Here is a 17,967-nt window from a genome sequence, read left to right as displayed (position 1 = left end):
GAGTCGCAGCGCGGCGACGACCGCCGGCCTCTCGAAGCCGTCGAGCGGCCCGCACGCATCCCGTTGTCGCTCGCGCAGCAGCGCATGTGGTTCCTCAACCGCTTCGACACCGAATCGTCGGCCTACAACGTGCCGATCGCGATCCGGCTCACCGGCGATCTCGACGTCGACGCGCTGCAGGCCGCAGTCGGCGACGTCGTGGCCCGCCACGAATCGCTGCGCACCTTCTACCCGGAAACCGAGGACGGTCCCGTCCAGGTCATCGTTCCGGCCGCGCAGGCGGTTCCCGACCTCACTCCGGTGGACGTGCCGGAAGCGGACATCGTCGCCGCCGTCCAGGAACTCGCGGCGACGATCTTCGACGTCACTACGGCCGTGCCGCTGAGCGCGCGACTGTTCCGGGTCCGTGAATCCGACTACGTCCTTGCCTTCGTGGTCCACCACATCTCCGCCGACGGCTCGTCGATGGGGCCGCTCACGCGCGACCTCATGACGGCCTACGTCGCGCGGTCGCAGGGCGATGCCCCCGCGTGGGAGCCGCTGTCGGTGCAGTACGCCGACTTCGCCATCTGGCAGCGCGAGGTGCTCGGCGACGAGGACGATCCCGAATCGCTCGCCGCCGAGCAGGTCGAGTACTGGAAACAGGCGCTCGCCGGCCTGCCCGACCAGCTCGATCTCCCGAGCGACCGGCCGCGTCCCGCGGTCCAGTCGTTCCGGGGCGGCCGCGTCGACTTCACGGTGGAGGCCGACCTCCACCGGCGCCTCGCCGACCTCGGCCGGCGCACGAACACCACGATGTTCATGGTGCTGCACACCGCGCTCGCGGTGTTCCTCGCACGCATGTCCTCGAGCGACGACATCGCGATCGGCACGCCGATGGCCGGTCGCGGCGAGCGCGAACTCGACGACCTGATCGGCATGTTCGTCAACACGCTGGTGTTCCGGACCCACGTCGAGTCGGACGCGTCGTTCACCGAGCTGCTGGGACGGACCCGTGAGGCCGACCTCGGCGCGTTCGCGAACGCCGACGTGCCGTTCGAGCGGCTCGTCGAGGTGCTCAACCCCGCACGGTCCACGGCACGGCACCCGCTGTTCCAGGTGGGTCTGTCGTTCCAGAACCTCGCGCAGGCCGCACTCGAACTCCCCGGTCTCACCATCGCCGGTCTCGACGCCGACATGGAGATCTCGCAGTTCGACCTGCACCTGATCGTCACCGACCGCTACAGCGACGACGGCACGCCCACGGGCATCACCGGTTACTTCACGTACGCGACCGATCTGTTCGACGAATCGACCGTCGCGGAGTTCGCCGCCCGGTTCATCCGCGTGCTCGACGCCGTGGTCGCCGATCCGGCCCTGCCGGTCGGCGATCTGTCGCTCCTCGACACCGCGGAAACTGCGCGAGTGCTCGAGGCGTGGAACGACACCGTGCACCCCACCGCCTCGGCGACCCTGGTGGATCTGTTCGACGAGCAGGTTTCGCGGGTGCCGGATGCGACGGCGTTGGTGTTCGAGGGCGAGTCGCTGACCTATGCGGAGTTCGATGCGCGGGTCAATCGTCTTGCGCGCAGGTTGATCTCGGAGGGTGTGGGTCCGGAGTCGACGGTGGCGCTGGCGATGCGTCGTTCGGTCGAGTTGCTCGTCGGTATGTATGCGGTGGTCAAGGCCGGTGGCGTCTACGTGCCGGTCGATCCCGATCAGCCGGACGATCGCAACGCCTACATCCTCGACACGGCTGCTCCGGTGGTGATCCTGTCCACCGAGCGCGACGAGTTCACGGCACCGGGGGAGAAGTCTGTCCCCACCCTGCTGCTCGACACCCTGGATCTGTCCGAACTGTCCGCGGCGCCGGTGGCCGATACCGAGCGGGTCGCGCCGCTGCGTGCGACGAACACGGCGTACGTGATCTTCACGTCGGGTTCGACGGGTCGGCCGAAGGGTGTGGCGGTGCCGCACGCGGCGATCGTCAACCAGTTGCTGTGGAAGCGTGAGCATTTCGGTCTCGGTGCCGATGATGCGGTGTTGTTGAAGACGGTCGCGACGTTCGACCTGTCGGTGTGGGAGTTCTGGTCCGCGCTGGTCTCCGGCGGCCGGGTGGTCATCGCGTCGGCGGACGGTCATCGCGATCCGGCCTATCTGAACCGGTTGCTGACCGAGCAGTCGGTGACGACGCTGCACGTGGTGCCGTCGATGCTCGAAGCGTTGATGGTCGACGCCGACGGAGTGTTGGCTCCCTCGCTGCGCCACATCCTCGCCATCGGCGAAGCGCTGCCGCCGGCGACCGCCCAGCGGTTCCTGACCCACAACCGGGCGCGGCTCGTGAACCTCTACGGCCCGACCGAGGCCGCGGTGTCGGTCACCGCCGGCGATGTCACCGACACCTCGGGTGCGTCGGTGCCGATCGGTGTGCCCGAGTGGAACACCCGTGTCTACGTGCTCGACGAGCGTCTGCATCCGGTTCCGGCCGGTGTCGCCGGTGAGCTCTACCTCGCGGGCACACAGTTGGCGCGTGGTTACTTCGGGCGCCCGGATCTGAGCGCGGAGCGGTTCGTCGCCTCGCCGTTCGGTGACGGAGAACGCTTGTACCGCACGGGCGACCTGGTGCGGTGGACCCGTGACGGGCAGCTGGATTACCTGTCGCGCACGGACTTCCAGGTGAAGGTGCGTGGTTTCCGCATCGAGCTCGGTGAGATCGAGTCCGCCCTGCGTGCGATGGATGCGCTGCGTGATGTCGCGGTGATCGCCCGGGAGGACGAGCGGGTCGGCACCCAGCTCGTCGCCTACGTCGTGCCCGCGGACGATGCGCAGGCGGACATCGAGTCCATCAGGTCCGCGCTCGGTGCCCGGGTGCCGTCGTACATGGTGCCGTCGGCGTTCGTGACGCTCGACGCGCTGCCGCTGAACGTCAACGGCAAGCTCGACCGCAGGGCCCTGCCCGAGCCGGTCTTCGAGACCCGCGAATTCCGCGCCCCGAGCACCCCGGTCGAGGAGATCGTCGCCGGCGTGTTCGCCGACGTCCTCGGCCTCACCCGCGTGGGTGTGGACGACGACTTCTTCGAACTCGGCGGCAACTCGCTGCTCGCCACCCAGGTCGTCTCGCGGATCGGGGCGGCACTCGACACCCGCGTCCCCGTGCGCGTGCTGTTCGAGGCCCCCAGTGTCGCGGCGCTCGCCGTCGCGGCCGAGCAGCACACCGGTGCGGCGGCACGTCCGCCGCTGGTGCCGCAGCCGCGGCCCGAGCGTGCGCCGCTGTCTCTCGCGCAGCAGCGGATGTGGTTCCTCAACCGATTCGAACCGGAATCGGCCGTCAACAACATCCCGGTCGCGGTCCGGTTGACCGGGGCACTCGACCTCGGTGCGCTGCAGGCAGCGGTCCAGGACCTGCTCGCCCGGCACGAGGTGCTCCGCACCGTCTATCCCGAGATCGACGGGCAGCCCTACCAGCTGATCCTCCCGGTCGCGGAGGCCGCGCCCGACATCGACGTCGAATCGGCCACGGAGGGTGACCTGCTGTCGAAGGTGACGGCGGTCGTCTCCCGCGGGTTCGACGTCACCACCGAGATCCCGCTGCGCGCACGACTGTTCGAGCTCTCCGAGCGCGATCACGTGCTCGTCTTCGTCGTCCACCACATCAGCGCCGACGGCTGGTCCATCTCGCCGCTGACCCGCGACGTCATGACGGCCTACATGTCCCGCGCCGAGGGCGAGGCCCCCGGCTGGGCACCGCTGCCCGTGCAGTACGCCGACTTCGCGATCTGGCAGCGCGACGTGCTCGGCGACGAGGACGATGCCGCGAGCCTGCTCGCGGCGCAGGCCGACTTCTGGAAGCGCACCCTCGCCGGGCTCCCGGACGAGCTGAACCTGCCGATGGACCGGCCGCGTCCCGCGGTGCAGTCCTTCGCCGGCGGCAAGGTCGACTTCCTCCTCGATGCCGACACGCACCGCGGTCTCGCGGCGCTCGCACGGCGGACCGGCACGACGATGTTCATGGTCGTGCACACCGCGCTCGCGGTCTTCCTCGCACGGATGGCCGACACCGACGACGTCGCGATCGGCACGCCCATCGCGGGTCGCGGCGAGGCCGAGGTCGACGACCTGATCGGCATGTTCGTCAACACCCTCGTGCTGCGCAGCCGGGTGGACACGGGTGAGGGCTTCTCCGACCTGCTCGCACGGGTGCGCGAGGCCGACCTCGAGGCGTTCGCCCATGCCGACATCCCGTTCGAGCGGCTCGTGGAGATCCTCAACCCCGAGCGGTCGACGGCACGCCACCCGCTGTTCCAGGTGGTCCTGTCGTTCGAGAACCTGCCCGAGACCGCTCTGGAACTGCCCGAGCTCACCGTCTCCGGCGTCCCGTTCGAGGTCGACACCGCGAAGTTCGACCTGGGCCTGACCCTGCGCGAACACATCGACGGATCCGGCGCACCCGCCGGCCTGTCCGCCGAATTCTCCTACGCCAGTGCACTCTTCGACGAGAGCACGATCCAGCGTTTCGCCGAGCGGTTCACCCGACTGGTCGGCGGCATCCTCACGGACGACCGTGCCCCGGTCGGCGACCTGCCGCTGCTCGCCGACGACGAGTTCGCGCAGCTCACGGCCATGCGCGGACACGACGTCGTCACCGAACCGAGCACCCTCGCCGAGTTCCTCACGCGTGGGGTCGCGATGGATCCCGACGCCGTCGCGGTGCGGTACGAGGGACGGTCGATCACCTACCGCGAACTCGACGAGACCTCGTCGAGGCTCGCGCGGGTGCTGATCGATCGCGGCATCGGCCCGGAGAACTTCGTGGCCGTGTCGTTCCCGCGCTCGTACGACATGACGGTCACCGTCATGGCCGTGGCCAAGTCCGGTGCGGCGCACGTCCCCGTCGACCCGACCTATCCGGCCGACCGCGTGCGCTACATGCTCGACGACTCCGGGGCCACCCTGGGCATCACGTCGTCCGAGTACGTCGGTGGACTGCCCGACGACGCGGAATGGCTGCTGCTCGACGACCCGGCGTTCGCCGCGGACGTCGAATCCCGCTCCGCCGCACCGATCACCGACGCCGACCGGGTACGCCCGATCCGGGTCCACCACCCGGCCTACCTGATCTACACGTCGGGGTCGACCGGCAAGCCCAAGGGCGTCGTCGTCACCCACACGGGTCTGGCGGGCCTGAAGGACATGGTCACCGATCTGTACGGGGTGACCTCCGAATCGCGGTTCCTGCAGATCTGCTCGCCCAGCTTCGACCCGTCGGTGCTCGAGTGGATGGCGGCCTTCGCATTCGGCGCGACGCTCGTGATCGTGCCCGCCGGGATCATCGGCGGTCCGGATCTCGCCGAGCTGCTGAAGACCGAGCGCGTGACGCACACCATCATCACGCCGGCGGTGCTCGGCACGATGGACTCCACGGGCATCGACAGCTTCGAGGTGCTCTCCGTCGGTGGCGACGTGACGACGCCGGAGTTGCTGGCCGAATGGTCGCAGCGCACCACCTACGTCAATGCGTACGGCCCGACCGAGGCGACCATCGTGTCGACCTTCGGCGAGATGGAACCCGGACGTCCGATCACCATCGGCGAACCCATCGTGGGTATGACGGCCCTCGTGCTCGACTCGCGTCTGCGCCCCGTGGCCGCCGGCATGGCGGGTGAGCTCTACGTGGCCGGCCGGGCACTCGCCCGCGGCTACCACCGCCGCAACGCGCTGACCGCAGAGCGGTTCGTCCCCAACCCCTACGGCGAACCCGGCGACCGCATGTACCGCACCGGCGACGTCGTCCGGTGGCGGCCCGTCGAGGACCGGCTCGAGATCGAGTTCGTCGGCCGCAGCGACTTCCAGGTCAAGGTGCGCGGTTTCCGCATCGAACTCGGGGAGATCGACGCGGTCCTCAGTGCACACGAGTCGGTGAACTGGGCGACGACGGTGGGGCGGTCCACCCCGTCCGGCGCGACCGTCCTCGTGTCGTACGTGCTGCCCGTCCGCGGCCGCACGATCGACACCGCACAGCTGACGGAGTTCGTGGCGCGCTCGCTGCCGCCGCACATGGTGCCGTCGGCGATCGTGGTGCTCGACGAGGTGCCGTTGACGCCGGTGGGCAAGCTCGATCGTGATGCGTTGCCGGAGCCGGTGATCGAGGAGCGTGAGTACCGGGCTGCGGAGAGCGAGGTCGAGCAGATCATCGCGGAGGTGTTCGCGGAGGTTCTGCATCTGGACAAGGTGAGTGTCGACGAGTCGTTCTTCGCGCTCGGTGGCGACAGCATCGTGTCGATCCAGTTGGTGTCGCGGGCGAAGGCGCGGGGTGTGGTGTTCACGCCGCGCGATGTCTTCGAGCGTCGTTCGGTGGCGGGCCTCGCCGAGGTCGCCACCCGCGCCGACGAGACGCAGACCGAGCGACTCGAGGAACTCCCCGGCGGCGGTGTCGGCGACGTGCCGCTCACCCCGATCATGCGCGAGGTCCTCGGCTGGCCCGGCGGCTTCGACCGCTTCTCGCAGACCGTCGCCGTGACCCTCCCGGCCGACATCGACCGGGACGTGCTGACCCGCACCATCGGTGCGGTCGTCGACCATCACGACGCGCTGCGCTCGATCCTCGAACGCGATGCCGACGGAGAGGTGACCCTGCGGGTCCGCTCCGCGAGCACCGTGGATCCGGACGCCCTGCTGTCGCGGGTCGAGGTCGCGGCCGACGTCGACGACGCCGAGCTCACCGAGATCGCCTCCCGCGAACTCGATTCCGCGCTCGGAGCGCTCGACCCGTTCGCCGGTTCGGTGCTGCGATTCGTGTGGTTCGACTTCGGCTCGACCGAACGTCGCGGCGTGCTCCTCGTCGTCGCCCACCACCTGGTGATGGACGGTGTGTCGTGGCGCATCCTGCTGCCCGACCTCGGTCTGGCCTGGGGACAGATCGTCTCCGGTGAGCAGCCGCGGCTCGAGGCCGTCGGGACGTCGCTGCGCCGCTGGGCCCACGGCCTGGTGGATGCCGCAGCACAGCGCCGGTCGGAGCTGCCGCTGTGGGAACGGATCCTCGAGGGACCGGACCCACTGCTCGGCGAGCGTCCCTTCGACCCCGCCGTCGACGTCACCTCCACCGTCGAACGCATCGAGATGAACCTCGACGCCGCGCAGACCGATGCACTGCTCACCACGGTGCCGGCCCTGTTCCGCGGCGGTGTCGCCGACGGTCTGGTGGCCGCGCTCGGACTGGCACTCGTGAGCTGGCGCCGCGACCGCGGCATCGAATCCTCCTCCGCCCTCGTGAAGTTCGAGGGTCACGGCCGCGAGGAATCCGTGGTGCCGGGCGCCGACCTGTCCCGGACGGTCGGCTGGTTCACCAGCGCCTACCCGGTGCGGGTCGACCTCGCCGGTGTGGACGTCGACGACGCCGTCACCGGTGGTCCCGCGATGGGTGCGGCGGTCAAGGCCGTCAAGGAACAGCTGCTGGCCATCCCGGACAAGGGGATGGGCTTCGGTCTGCTGCGCTACCTCGATCCGGAATCGTCGGCGCGGCTCGCCGCCATCGCACGCTCACCGCAGATCAGCTTCAACTACCTCGGTCGCGTGTCCTCCGCGGACGTGCCGGAGGAACTCGCCGAGATCGGCTGGGCCCCGACCGACGCGCTGGGACGCGTCGACGCCGCCCTCGACGCCGACATGCCCGCGAGCGCGGCGATCGACATCAACGCGATCGTCAACGACGGCGCGGACGGCCCGCAGCTCGGCGCGAACATCGCCTTCCCCGCGGGTCTGCTCGACCGCGAGGACGTCGACGAGTTCGTGCAGCACTGGCGGGCCGCCCTCGCAGCGCTCGTCACGCACGCCGCCGACCCCGCCGCCGGTGGGCTCACGCCCTCCGACGTGCCGCTCGTGTCGGTCACCCAGGCCGATCTCGACCGTTGGCACGTGCGTTACCCGTCGCTGGCGGACGTGTGGCCGCTGTCGCCGCTGCAGTCCGGTCTGCTCTTCCACGCGTTGATGACCGGCGAGGACGACGTCGACGTCTACACGATGCAGGCCGTCCTCGACCTCGAGGGAGAAGTGGATCCCGAGCGGCTCCACCGCGCCGCGCAGGCACTGCTCGACCGGCACGCCAACCTGCGGACGGTCTTCGTGACCGACGCCGACGGCGACTCGGTGCAGCTCGTCCTCGACGACGTGCAGGTGCCGTGGCGCACCGTCGACATGTCCGCGGAGGTCGCCGCGGACGGCGTCACCGCCACGGTGCCGTTCTGGAAGGACGAGGAGGCACGCCGCTTCGTCATGGACACCGGACCGCTCATGCGGTTCGTCCTCGTGCACCTCGGCGACGGCCGCTACCAGCTCGGCGTGACCACCCACCACGTGCTGGTCGACGGCTGGTCGATGCCGCTGCTGATGCAGGACCTCATGGCCCTGTACGCGACGAGGGGAGAGGTGTCCCTGCTGCCGCGGGTGCGCTCGTACCGCTCCTTCCTCGAATGGGTCACCGCCCGCGACCGCGAATCCTCGCGTGAGGCGTGGGCGCAGACCTTCGCCGGCTTCGAGGAGCCGACGCTGCTCGCTCCGCAGACCCCGCGCCATCCCGGGCTCCAGGGCGACGACCGGGTGAAGGTCGAACTCGACGCCGAGCGACTGGCCGCCGTCAGCGGCGCCGCCGCGCGCCTCGGCGTCACGGTGAACACGCTCGTGCAGGCCGCCTGGGGCGTGCTGCTCGGCCGCCTCACCGGTGCCGAGGACGTCGTCTTCGGCGCCACGGTCTCGGGTCGCCCCGCCGACCTGCCCGGTGTGGAGTCGATGGTCGGCCTGTTCATCAACACGCTGCCCGTGCGGGTCGCCTTCGATCCGGACGAGCCCGTCTCGGCGTTCCTCGAACGCCTGCAGGGTGAGCAGGCCGCACTGCTCGGCCACCACCATCTCGGACTCACCGAGATCCAGCGGGCGACGAGTCCGTCGGTCGCCTTCGACACGCTCACGGTGTTCGAGTCGTACCCGCTCGACGAGGAAGCCCTCGCCGAGCAGTCCGCCTCCATCGACGGCATGGCTGTCACGGGTGTGGGCACCCACGACGCGACCCACTACCCGCTGAGCCTGTTCGTGCACCTGCGCTCCGCGCTCGAGGTCGAACTGCGTTACCAGCGAGCACTGTTCGACCGCGACCAGGTCGAGACACTCGTCGAGCGTTTCGTTCGCGCACTCGAGGCGATGGCGCAGCAGCCGGAGATGCCGGTCGGCGACATCGCGCTGCTCGGCTCCGAGGAACTCGACCGGATCCTCCACGCGTGGAACGACTCCGATCATGCCCTCGACGGGACCGCACTGCTCACCACGCGTTTCGACGCGCAGGTGGCACGCACCCCGGATGCGGTCGCGCTGTCCTACGAGGGCGAGGAACTGACCTACGCCGAGTTCGACGCGCGGGTCAACCGGCTCGCCCGGCACCTGATCGGCCGTGGTGTGGGGCCGGAGTCGCTGGTCGGCCTCGCCGTCCGCCGCTCGACGGAACTGCTCGTGGGCATGTACGCGATCGTGCGGGCCGGCGGCGCCTGGGTGCCGATCGATCCGGATCATCCGGCCGACCGCATCCGCCACATCCTCGACACCGCAGATCCGGTGTGCATCGTGACCACGGCGCGCGACGAGTTCGAGATCCCGTCGGGAACCGCCGTCGACGCGGTGGAGATCGACCGGCTCGACCTCGCGGCCGTGCCGGCGACGCCGGTCCGCGACGAGGACCGGCTCTCGCCGCTGCGTCCCGACAACACCGCCTACGCGATCTTCACGTCCGGCTCCACCGGACGGCCGAAGGGCGTGGCCGTGACGCACCGCGCGATCGTCAACCAGACGGAATGGATGCTGCACGAATTCGAGATGACCTCGGAGGACGTGTACTTCCAGAAGACCGCGACGACCTTCGACGTGTCGCTGTGGGGCTTCTTCATGCCGCTGAGCGTGGGTGCGAAGCTCGTGATCGCCACCCCCGACGGCCACCGCGACCCGGCCTACCTGTCGGAGGTCATCGCCCGCGAGAAGGTGACCATCACCGACTTCGTGCCGTCGATGCTCACCGTCTTCGCCGCGCACGCCGACGCCGCCTCGTGCAGCACACTGCGCGACATCTTCGTCATCGGTGAGGCCCTGCCGCCCGAGACGATCGACGGTGTGCGCCGGATCAGCTCCGCGGACATCGACAACCTCTACGGACCGACCGAGGCCGCGGTCTCGGCCACCTCCTGGCAGGCGCCCGCCGAGGGGCCGGTCGACGTCGTGCCGATCGGTGTGCCCGAGTGGAACGTCCGCGCATACGTGCTCGACGGTCGTCTGCGGCCGGTGCCGGTGGGTGTCCCGGGTGAGCTCTACCTCGCGGGTGTCCAGCTCGCGCGCGGCTACGTCCGGCGACCCGATCTCACGTCCGACCGGTTCGTCGCCAACCCGTTCGGCGCACCGGGCGACCGGATGTACCGCACCGGCGACCTCGTGACGTGGAACGGCGACGGCGAGCTCGAGTACATCGGCCGCACCGACTTCCAGGTGAAGTTCCGCGGTCAGCGCATCGAGCTCGGCGAGATCGAGACCGCCCTGCTGGCACACGAATCGGTCAACCAGGCTGCGGTCCTCGTGGCCCAGACCCAGACCGGCGACCAGCTCGCCGGCTACGTCGTGCCGGTGCCGGGTCACGAGATCGACAGCGGTGCGCTGATCGAGTTCGTCTCCGGCTCCCTGCCGTCGTACATGGTGCCCGCCGCCGTGGTGGTGCTCGACGAGTTCCCGCTCAACACCTCGGGCAAGCTCGACCGCAAGGCGCTGCCCGCGCCGACCTTCGAGGTGCGCGAGTTCCGCGCGCCGCGCACGCCGGTCGAGGAGATCGTGGCGGGCACCTTCGCCGACGTGCTCGGCGTCGACCGCGTGGGTCTCGACGACGACTTCTTCGCGCTCGGCGGCAACTCGCTGATCGCCACGCAGCTCGTCGCCCGCCTCGGGTCCGCGCTCGACGTCCGGGTCCCCGTGCGGGCCCTGTTCGAGGCCTCGACCGTCGAGGCGCTCGCCGCGCACGCCGAACGGCAGACCGGTACGACCGGGCGTGCCCCGCTCGTGCCGCAGCCGCGCACCGACCGCATCCCGCTGTCGCTCGCGCAGCAGCGCATGTGGTTCCTCAACCGCTTCGACAACTCGTCGGCCGCCGACAACCTGCCGGTCGCCGTGCGGCTCACCGGTGCGCTCGACGTCGAGGCCCTGCAGGCGGCGGTCCGCGACATGCTCGACCGTCACGAGGTGCTGCGCACGATCTACCCGGAAGACGACGGGCGTCCCTACCAGCTCGTCCTGCCCACGGCCGATGCGGCACCGCAGGTCGTCGCCGAGGACGTCGACCCGGCGGACGTGCCGGACCGGATCCGCGAGATCGTCACCACCGGTTTCGACGTCACCGCGGAGTTGCCGTTGCGGGTGGCGCTGCTGCGCCTGAGCGAGACCGACCACGTGCTGGTCTTCGTCGTCCACCACATCAGTGCCGACGGCTGGTCGATGGCTCCGCTGACCCGGGACGTCATGACCGCCTATCTCTCCCGTGCACACGGGGAGGAACCGGGCTGGACACCGCTGCCGGTGCAGTACGCCGACTTCGCGGTGTGGCAGCGTCAGGTGCTCGGCTCCGAGGACGATCCCGAGAGCGTGCTGTCCGCCCAGGCGGCGTACTGGCAGGACGCCCTCGCCGGACTTCCGGACGAGCTGAACCTGCCGATGGACCGTCCGCGCCCGCCGGTGCAGTCGTTCGCCGGCGGCACGGTCGGACTCACGATCGACGCGCAGACGCACCGCGCCGTCGCCGAACTCGCACGCCGGACCGGCACGACGATGTTCATGGTGATGCACACCGCGCTCGCGGTGTTCCTCGCCCGCATGGCGGACACCGACGACGTCGCGATCGGTACCCCGATCGCGGGCCGTGGCGAGCACGAACTCGACGACATGATCGGCATGTTCGTCAACACGCTCGTGCTGCGCAGCCGGGTGGACGGCGGGGAGAGCTTCACCGAGCTGCTCGCCCGGGTCCGGGAGACCGACCTCGAGGCGTTCGCCCACGCGGACATCCCGTTCGAGCGGCTCGTGGAGATCCTTGCGCCGGAGCGGTCGACCGCCCGCCACCCGCTGTTCCAGGTGGCGCTGTCGTTCGAGAACCTGCCGTCGGCCGGTCTCGAACTCCCGGGCCTGACGGTCTCGGGTGTCCCCTTCGACGTCGACACCGCGAAGTTCGACCTGTCCCTGACGCTGCGCGAGCAGTACGACGAGACGGGCGAGCCCGCCGGCCTCGGAGCCGAGTTCTCCTACGCGACGGCCCTGTTCGATCGGCGGACCGTCGAGGAGTTCGCGCGCAGGTTCTCGATGCTGCTCACCGGTGCGTTGGACGATCCGCAGGCACCGGTCGGCGACCTGGCGATCCTCGACGCGGACGAATTCGACCGGCTCACCCACGTCCACGGCGACCGTGTCAGTGCCGGGGGAAGCCTCACCGACATCCTCACGACCGGTGTCGCGATGGACCCCGATGCCGTGGCGGTGCGCTACGAGGGTCGCTCGATCACCTACCGGGAACTCGACGAGACCTCGTCGCGACTGGCACGCCTGCTCATCGAGCGTGGTGTCGGACCGGAGAACATCGTCGCGGTCGCGTACCCGCGGTCGTACGAGATGGTGCTGAGCGTGTGGGCGATCGCGAAGACCGGCGCCGCACACCTGCCGGTCGACCCGACCTATCCGGCCGACCGCGTGCGTTACATGCTGTCCGATTCCGGTGCGGCACTGGGCATCACAGGCGGCGCGCACATCGACGGCCTGCCGGACGAGGCCGACTGGCTCGTGCTCGACTCGGCGGAGACCGCCGCCGCACTCGAGGCACGGTCGGCCGATCCGATCACCGACGCCGAGCGACTGCGCCCGATCCGGCTCGACCAGCCGGCCTACGTGATCTACACGTCGGGTTCGACCGGTCGACCGAAGGGTGTCGTCGTCACGCACACCGGACTCGGGGGAGTGGTCGACACCGCGGTGGATCTCTACCACCTGCGGGCCGGCCACCGCTTCCTGCACATCTGCTCGCCGAGCTTCGACCCGTCGGTGCTCGAGTGGATGGCGGCGTTCTCCAGCGGCGCCACGCTGGTGATCGTGCCCGCCGGGATCATCGGGGGCCCGGATCTCGCCGAGCTGCTGAAGACCGAGCGCGTGACCCACACGATCATCACGCCCGCGGTGCTGGGCACGATGGATCCGACCGGCATCGACAGCCTCGAGGTGGTCTCCGTCGGCGGCGACGTCACCACGCCCGAACTGCTCGCGCGGTGGGCGCCGGGACGGAAGTACTTCAACGGCTACGGCCCGACCGAGACGACGATCATCTCGTCCTTCGGCAAGCTGCAGCCGGGACGGCCGATCACGATCGGTAATCCCACGCACGGGGTCTCCGCGCTCGTCCTCGACGCCCGGCTCCAGCCGGTGCCCGAGGGTGTCGCCGGTGAGCTGTACATGGCCGGTGGTGCACTCGCACGCGGCTACCACGGTCGCAGCGGCCTGACCTCGGAGCGATTCGTCGCCAACCCGTACAGCGCCGACGGATCCTGCATGTACCGCACCGGCGACGTGGTGCGCTGGCGCTCGATCGACGGCGGCCCCGTCGAACTCGAGTTCGTCGGCCGTAGCGACTTCCAGGTCAAGGTGCGCGGTTTCCGCATCGAACTCGGCGAGATCGACGCGGCGCTGACCGAACACGAGGCGGTGGACTTCGCGGCGACCCTGGGCCGCACGACCGGCTCCGGTGCCACGGTGCTGGTGTCGTACGTGCTGCCCGTCCGCGGCCGGACGGTCGACACGGCGGAGCTGACGGAGTTCGTGGCGCGGTCGTTGCCGCCGCACATGGTGCCGTCGGCGATCGTGGTGCTCGACGAGGTGCCGTTGACGCCGGTGGGCAAGCTCGATCGTGATGCTCTTCCGGAGCCGGTGATCGAGGAGCGCGAGTACCGGGCTGCGGAGAGCGAGGTCGAGCAGATCATCGCGGAGGTCTTCGCGGAGGTTCTGCACCTGGACAAGGTGAGTGTCGACGAGTCGTTCTTCGCGCTCGGTGGCGACAGCATCGTGTCGATCCAGCTCGTCTCGCGGGCGAAGGCCCGAGGTGTGGTGTTCACGCCGCGCGACGTCTTCGAGCGTCGTTCGGTGGCGGGTCTCGCCGAGGTCGCCACGCGTGCGGAGAGTTCCGGCCCCATCCGCCTGACCGAGCTGCCCGGCGGCGGTGTCGGCGAGGTGCCGCTCACGCCGATCATGCGCGACGTGCTCGGCTGGCCCGGCGGCTTCGACCGGTTCTCGCAGCTCGTGTCCGTCACGCTGCCGCAGGGCATCGACCGGGACGTGCTGACCCGCACCATCGGCGCGGTGATCGACCACCACGACGCGCTGCGCTCGATCCTCGAACGCGGTGCCGACGGCACGCATGTCCTGCGGGTCCGCGCGGCCGGCACGGTCGAACCCGGAGCGATCCTCGACCGCGTCGAACTGTCCCCGGACGTCGACGACGCCGAGCTGACGGAGATCGCCAACCGCGAGATCGATGCGGCCCTCGGCCGTCTCGATCCGTCGAGCGGTTCCGTGATCCGCTTCCTGTGGTTCGACCTCGGCGACACCCGCTCGGGCATCCTCACGGTCGTCGCCCACCACCTCGTGGTGGACGGTGTGTCGTGGCGCATCCTGCTGCCGGATCTCGGGCTGGCCTGGGGCCAGATCGTCTCCGGTCAGGAGCCGCAGCTCGAGGCGGTTGGGACGTCGCTGCGTCGCTGGGCCCACGGCCTCGTCGAAGCGGCTCCGTCGCGACGGAGCGAACTGCCGCTGTGGGAACGGATCCTCGAGGGACCGGATCCGGACCTGGGCGCCCGCCCGTTCGATCCCGCCGTCGACACGATGGCGACGGTGCAGCGACTGGAGATCTCCGTCCCGGCGGCCGACACCGATGCGTTGCTGACGTCGGTGCCGTCCCTGTTCCGCGGCGGTGTCGCCGACGGTCTGGTGGCCGCGCTCGGATTGGCGATGGTGCGCTGGCGCCGCGACCGTGGCGTCGAATCCTCGTCCGCCCTCGTGAAGTTCGAGGGTCACGGTCGTGAGGAGGTTGTGGTGCCGGGCGCCGACCTGTCGCGGACGGTCGGCTGGTTCACCAGTGCCTACCCGGTGCGGGTCGACCTCGCCGGCGTGGACGTCGACGACGCCTTCGCCGGCGGTGCCGCGATGGGTTCGGCGGTCAAGGCCGTCAAGGAGCAGCTGCTCGGGATCCCGGACAAGGGCATGGGCTTCGGTCTGCTGCGTTACCTCGATCCGGAATCGTCGGCGCGCCTGGCCGAGATCGCACGCTCGCCGCAGGTCAGCTTCAACTACCTCGGCCGGGTCTCCTCGGCGGACGTGCCGGAAGGGCTCGCCGAGATCGGCTGGGCGCCCACCGACGCGCTGGGCAAGCTCGACGTGACCCAGGACGCCGACATGCCCGCCAACGCGAGCGTGGACATCAACGCCGTGGTCTCCGACGGTGCGGACGGCCCACAGCTCGGGGCGAACATCGCCTTCCCAGCGGGTCTGCTGGACCGCGACGACGTCGACGAACTCGCGCAGCACTGGCTCGAGGCGTTGAGCGCACTCGCGCGGCACGCCGCGTCGCCGGCCGCAGGTGGCCTGACCCCGTCCGATCTGCCGCTGGTCGACATCGACCAGAAGGAGATCGAGACGTGGGAGCAGCGCTACCCGTCGCTGATCGACGTGTGGCCGCTGTCGCCGCTGCAGACCGGTCTGCTCTTCCACGCATCGATGACGATCGACGAGCGCGTCGACGTCTACACGATGCAGGCGGTCCTCGACCTGGAGGGCGCGGTGGATCCCGACCGTCTGCGGGACGCGGGGCAGGCGCTGCTCGACCGGTACCCGAACCTCCGCACGGCGTTCGTCACCGACGACGAGGGGCAGTCGCTGCAGCTCGTACTCGACGAGGTCGAACTGCCGTGGCGGACGGTCGATCTCACCGATCGGGCGGACGACGTCCGAGAGGTGGAACTCGCCGATGTGCTGGCCGACGAGCAGGCCCGGCGTTTCGACATGGAGACGGCACCGCTCATGCGGTTCCTGCTCGTGAGGTCCGGGGCGGATCGCTACCACCTGGCGGTGACGAGCCACCACATCCTCCTCGACGGATGGTCGATGCCGCTGCTCATGCAGGACCTCATGGCCCTGTACGTGCTGCGCGGAGACCGCACGGTGCTGCCGCGCGTGCGTTCCTACCGGAATTTCCTCGCTTGGCTCGCCGAGCAGGACCACGCCGCCTCGCTCGACGCGTGGGCACAGACACTCCAGGGGCTCTCCGAGCCGACGGTGATCGCGCCGGTCCAGCGCGATCCCGACAACGAGACGATCTCGAAGGTCTCCGTCCTGGTCGACACCGATCACACCGCCCGGCTGACGATGCTGGCCACGGAGCTCGGCGTCACGGTGAACACGCTCGTGCAGGCCGCCTGGGGTGTGCTGCTCGGCCGCATCACCGGCAACCCGGACATCGTGTTCGGTGCCACGGTCTCGGGTCGCCCCGCCGACCTGCCCGGCGTCGAGTCGATGGTCGGTCTGTTCATCAACACCCTGCCGGTGCGCGTGCGGGTCGATCCGCACGAGTCGGTGGCGCAGCTGCTGCAGCGCCTGCAGTCCGAACAGGCCGGTCTGCTCGACCACCACTACGTCGGACTGTCCGAGATCGAACAGCGGATCGGGAACCCGATCGGCTTCGACTCGCTGCTGGTGTTCGAGTCGTACCCGATCGACCGCGAGGCACTGTCCGACGCCGCGGGGTCGATCGACGGCATGACGATCACCGGGGTCGGGGTCAAGGACGCCACGCACTACCCGATCACTCTCATGACGGTCGCCGACACGCAGATCGACCTGACCTTCAAGTACCTCGAGCGGTTCTTCGCCGAGTCGGAGGTCAGGAACATCTCGGAGCGGCTGGTGCGCGTGCTCGACGCGTTCGCCGCCGATCCGGAGTCGGCGGTCGGCGACATCGACCTCGTCGATGCGGAGGAACTCGCCCGCATCGTCGCCGAGTCCGGACCGTCCAGCGCGGCCGTGGACACCGGCGCGCGGACGCTGGCCACGGTCTTCGCCGAGGTGGTCGAGGAGGATCCGGCGGCGCCGGCGCTCTCGCTCCCGGCCGATCCGGAGATCGGCGGTGAGGGAACGGAGATCGCCTACCGGGAACTCGACGCACGGTCGTCCCGCCTGGCTCGGTTGCTCATCGGCCGCGGCCTCGGCACCGGCGACGTGGTTGCGGTCGCGATCCCGCGTTCGGTGGAGTCCGTGGTCGCCCAGTGGGCGGTGGTCAAGACCGGTGCCGCGATCGTGCCGGTCGATCCCACTCGCGTCGACGGGCAGCTGCCCGCCGGAGCCGCTCTGGGACTGACGGTCGCCGGTACCGCGGCGAACGGTGCGGACAGCTGGTTGGTCGTCGACGAGCCCGGTGTGCGGGACGAGCTGGCTGCGCAGCCGGCGGATCCGGTGACCTACGCCGACCGGTTGCGTCCGGTCGGCTCGGCGGACCCGGCGCTCGTGCTGCCCTCGCGGACGTTCACGAACGCCGAGCTGGTCGAGCGGATCGGCACGCTGCGGGATCGGTACGAGCTGACCTACGAGTCGCGCAGCCTCGCGGTGGGCGGTGTCGACATCGAGGCGGTGGCACTCGAACCGCTGGTCGTCACGGCGACCGGTGCCGTCGTCGTGGTCGTACCCGAGGGCGCGTCGTCGGGTACGGCACTGGACAGCGTGCTCTACAACGAGTGGGTCACCCACGTGCACCTGCCCGAGGCGTCGCTGAGCACACTCGAACCCGGGTCGCTCGAGGACCTCGCGGCCGTCGTCGTGGTGGACGACGCCCCCGACGGATTGCTCGAGGAGTGGGGCGCGGCACACCGCCTGTACCGGCTCGCTGACCTGGACTGA

1 protein-coding gene (cut by a window edge) is annotated in these 17,967 nt (G+C 70.0%); it reads left to right on the top strand.

Features of this window, described 5'->3' with window-relative positions:
* Positions 1–17,967, top strand: the 3' portion of a protein-coding gene (locus tag AC0LPE_RS17420) for a non-ribosomal peptide synthase/polyketide synthase (protein ID WP_490604887.1). Its footprint begins 11,616 nt before the window's first position; 17,967 of the gene's 29,583 nt are visible here — the last part of the coding sequence; its start codon lies beyond the left edge, outside the window; its stop codon occupies positions 17,965–17,967.

The organism is Rhodococcus sp. S3, from assembly GCF_058211795.1.
The sequence above is the reverse complement of the archived record's forward strand: the minus strand, read 5'-3'. Positions and strand labels throughout refer to the sequence as shown.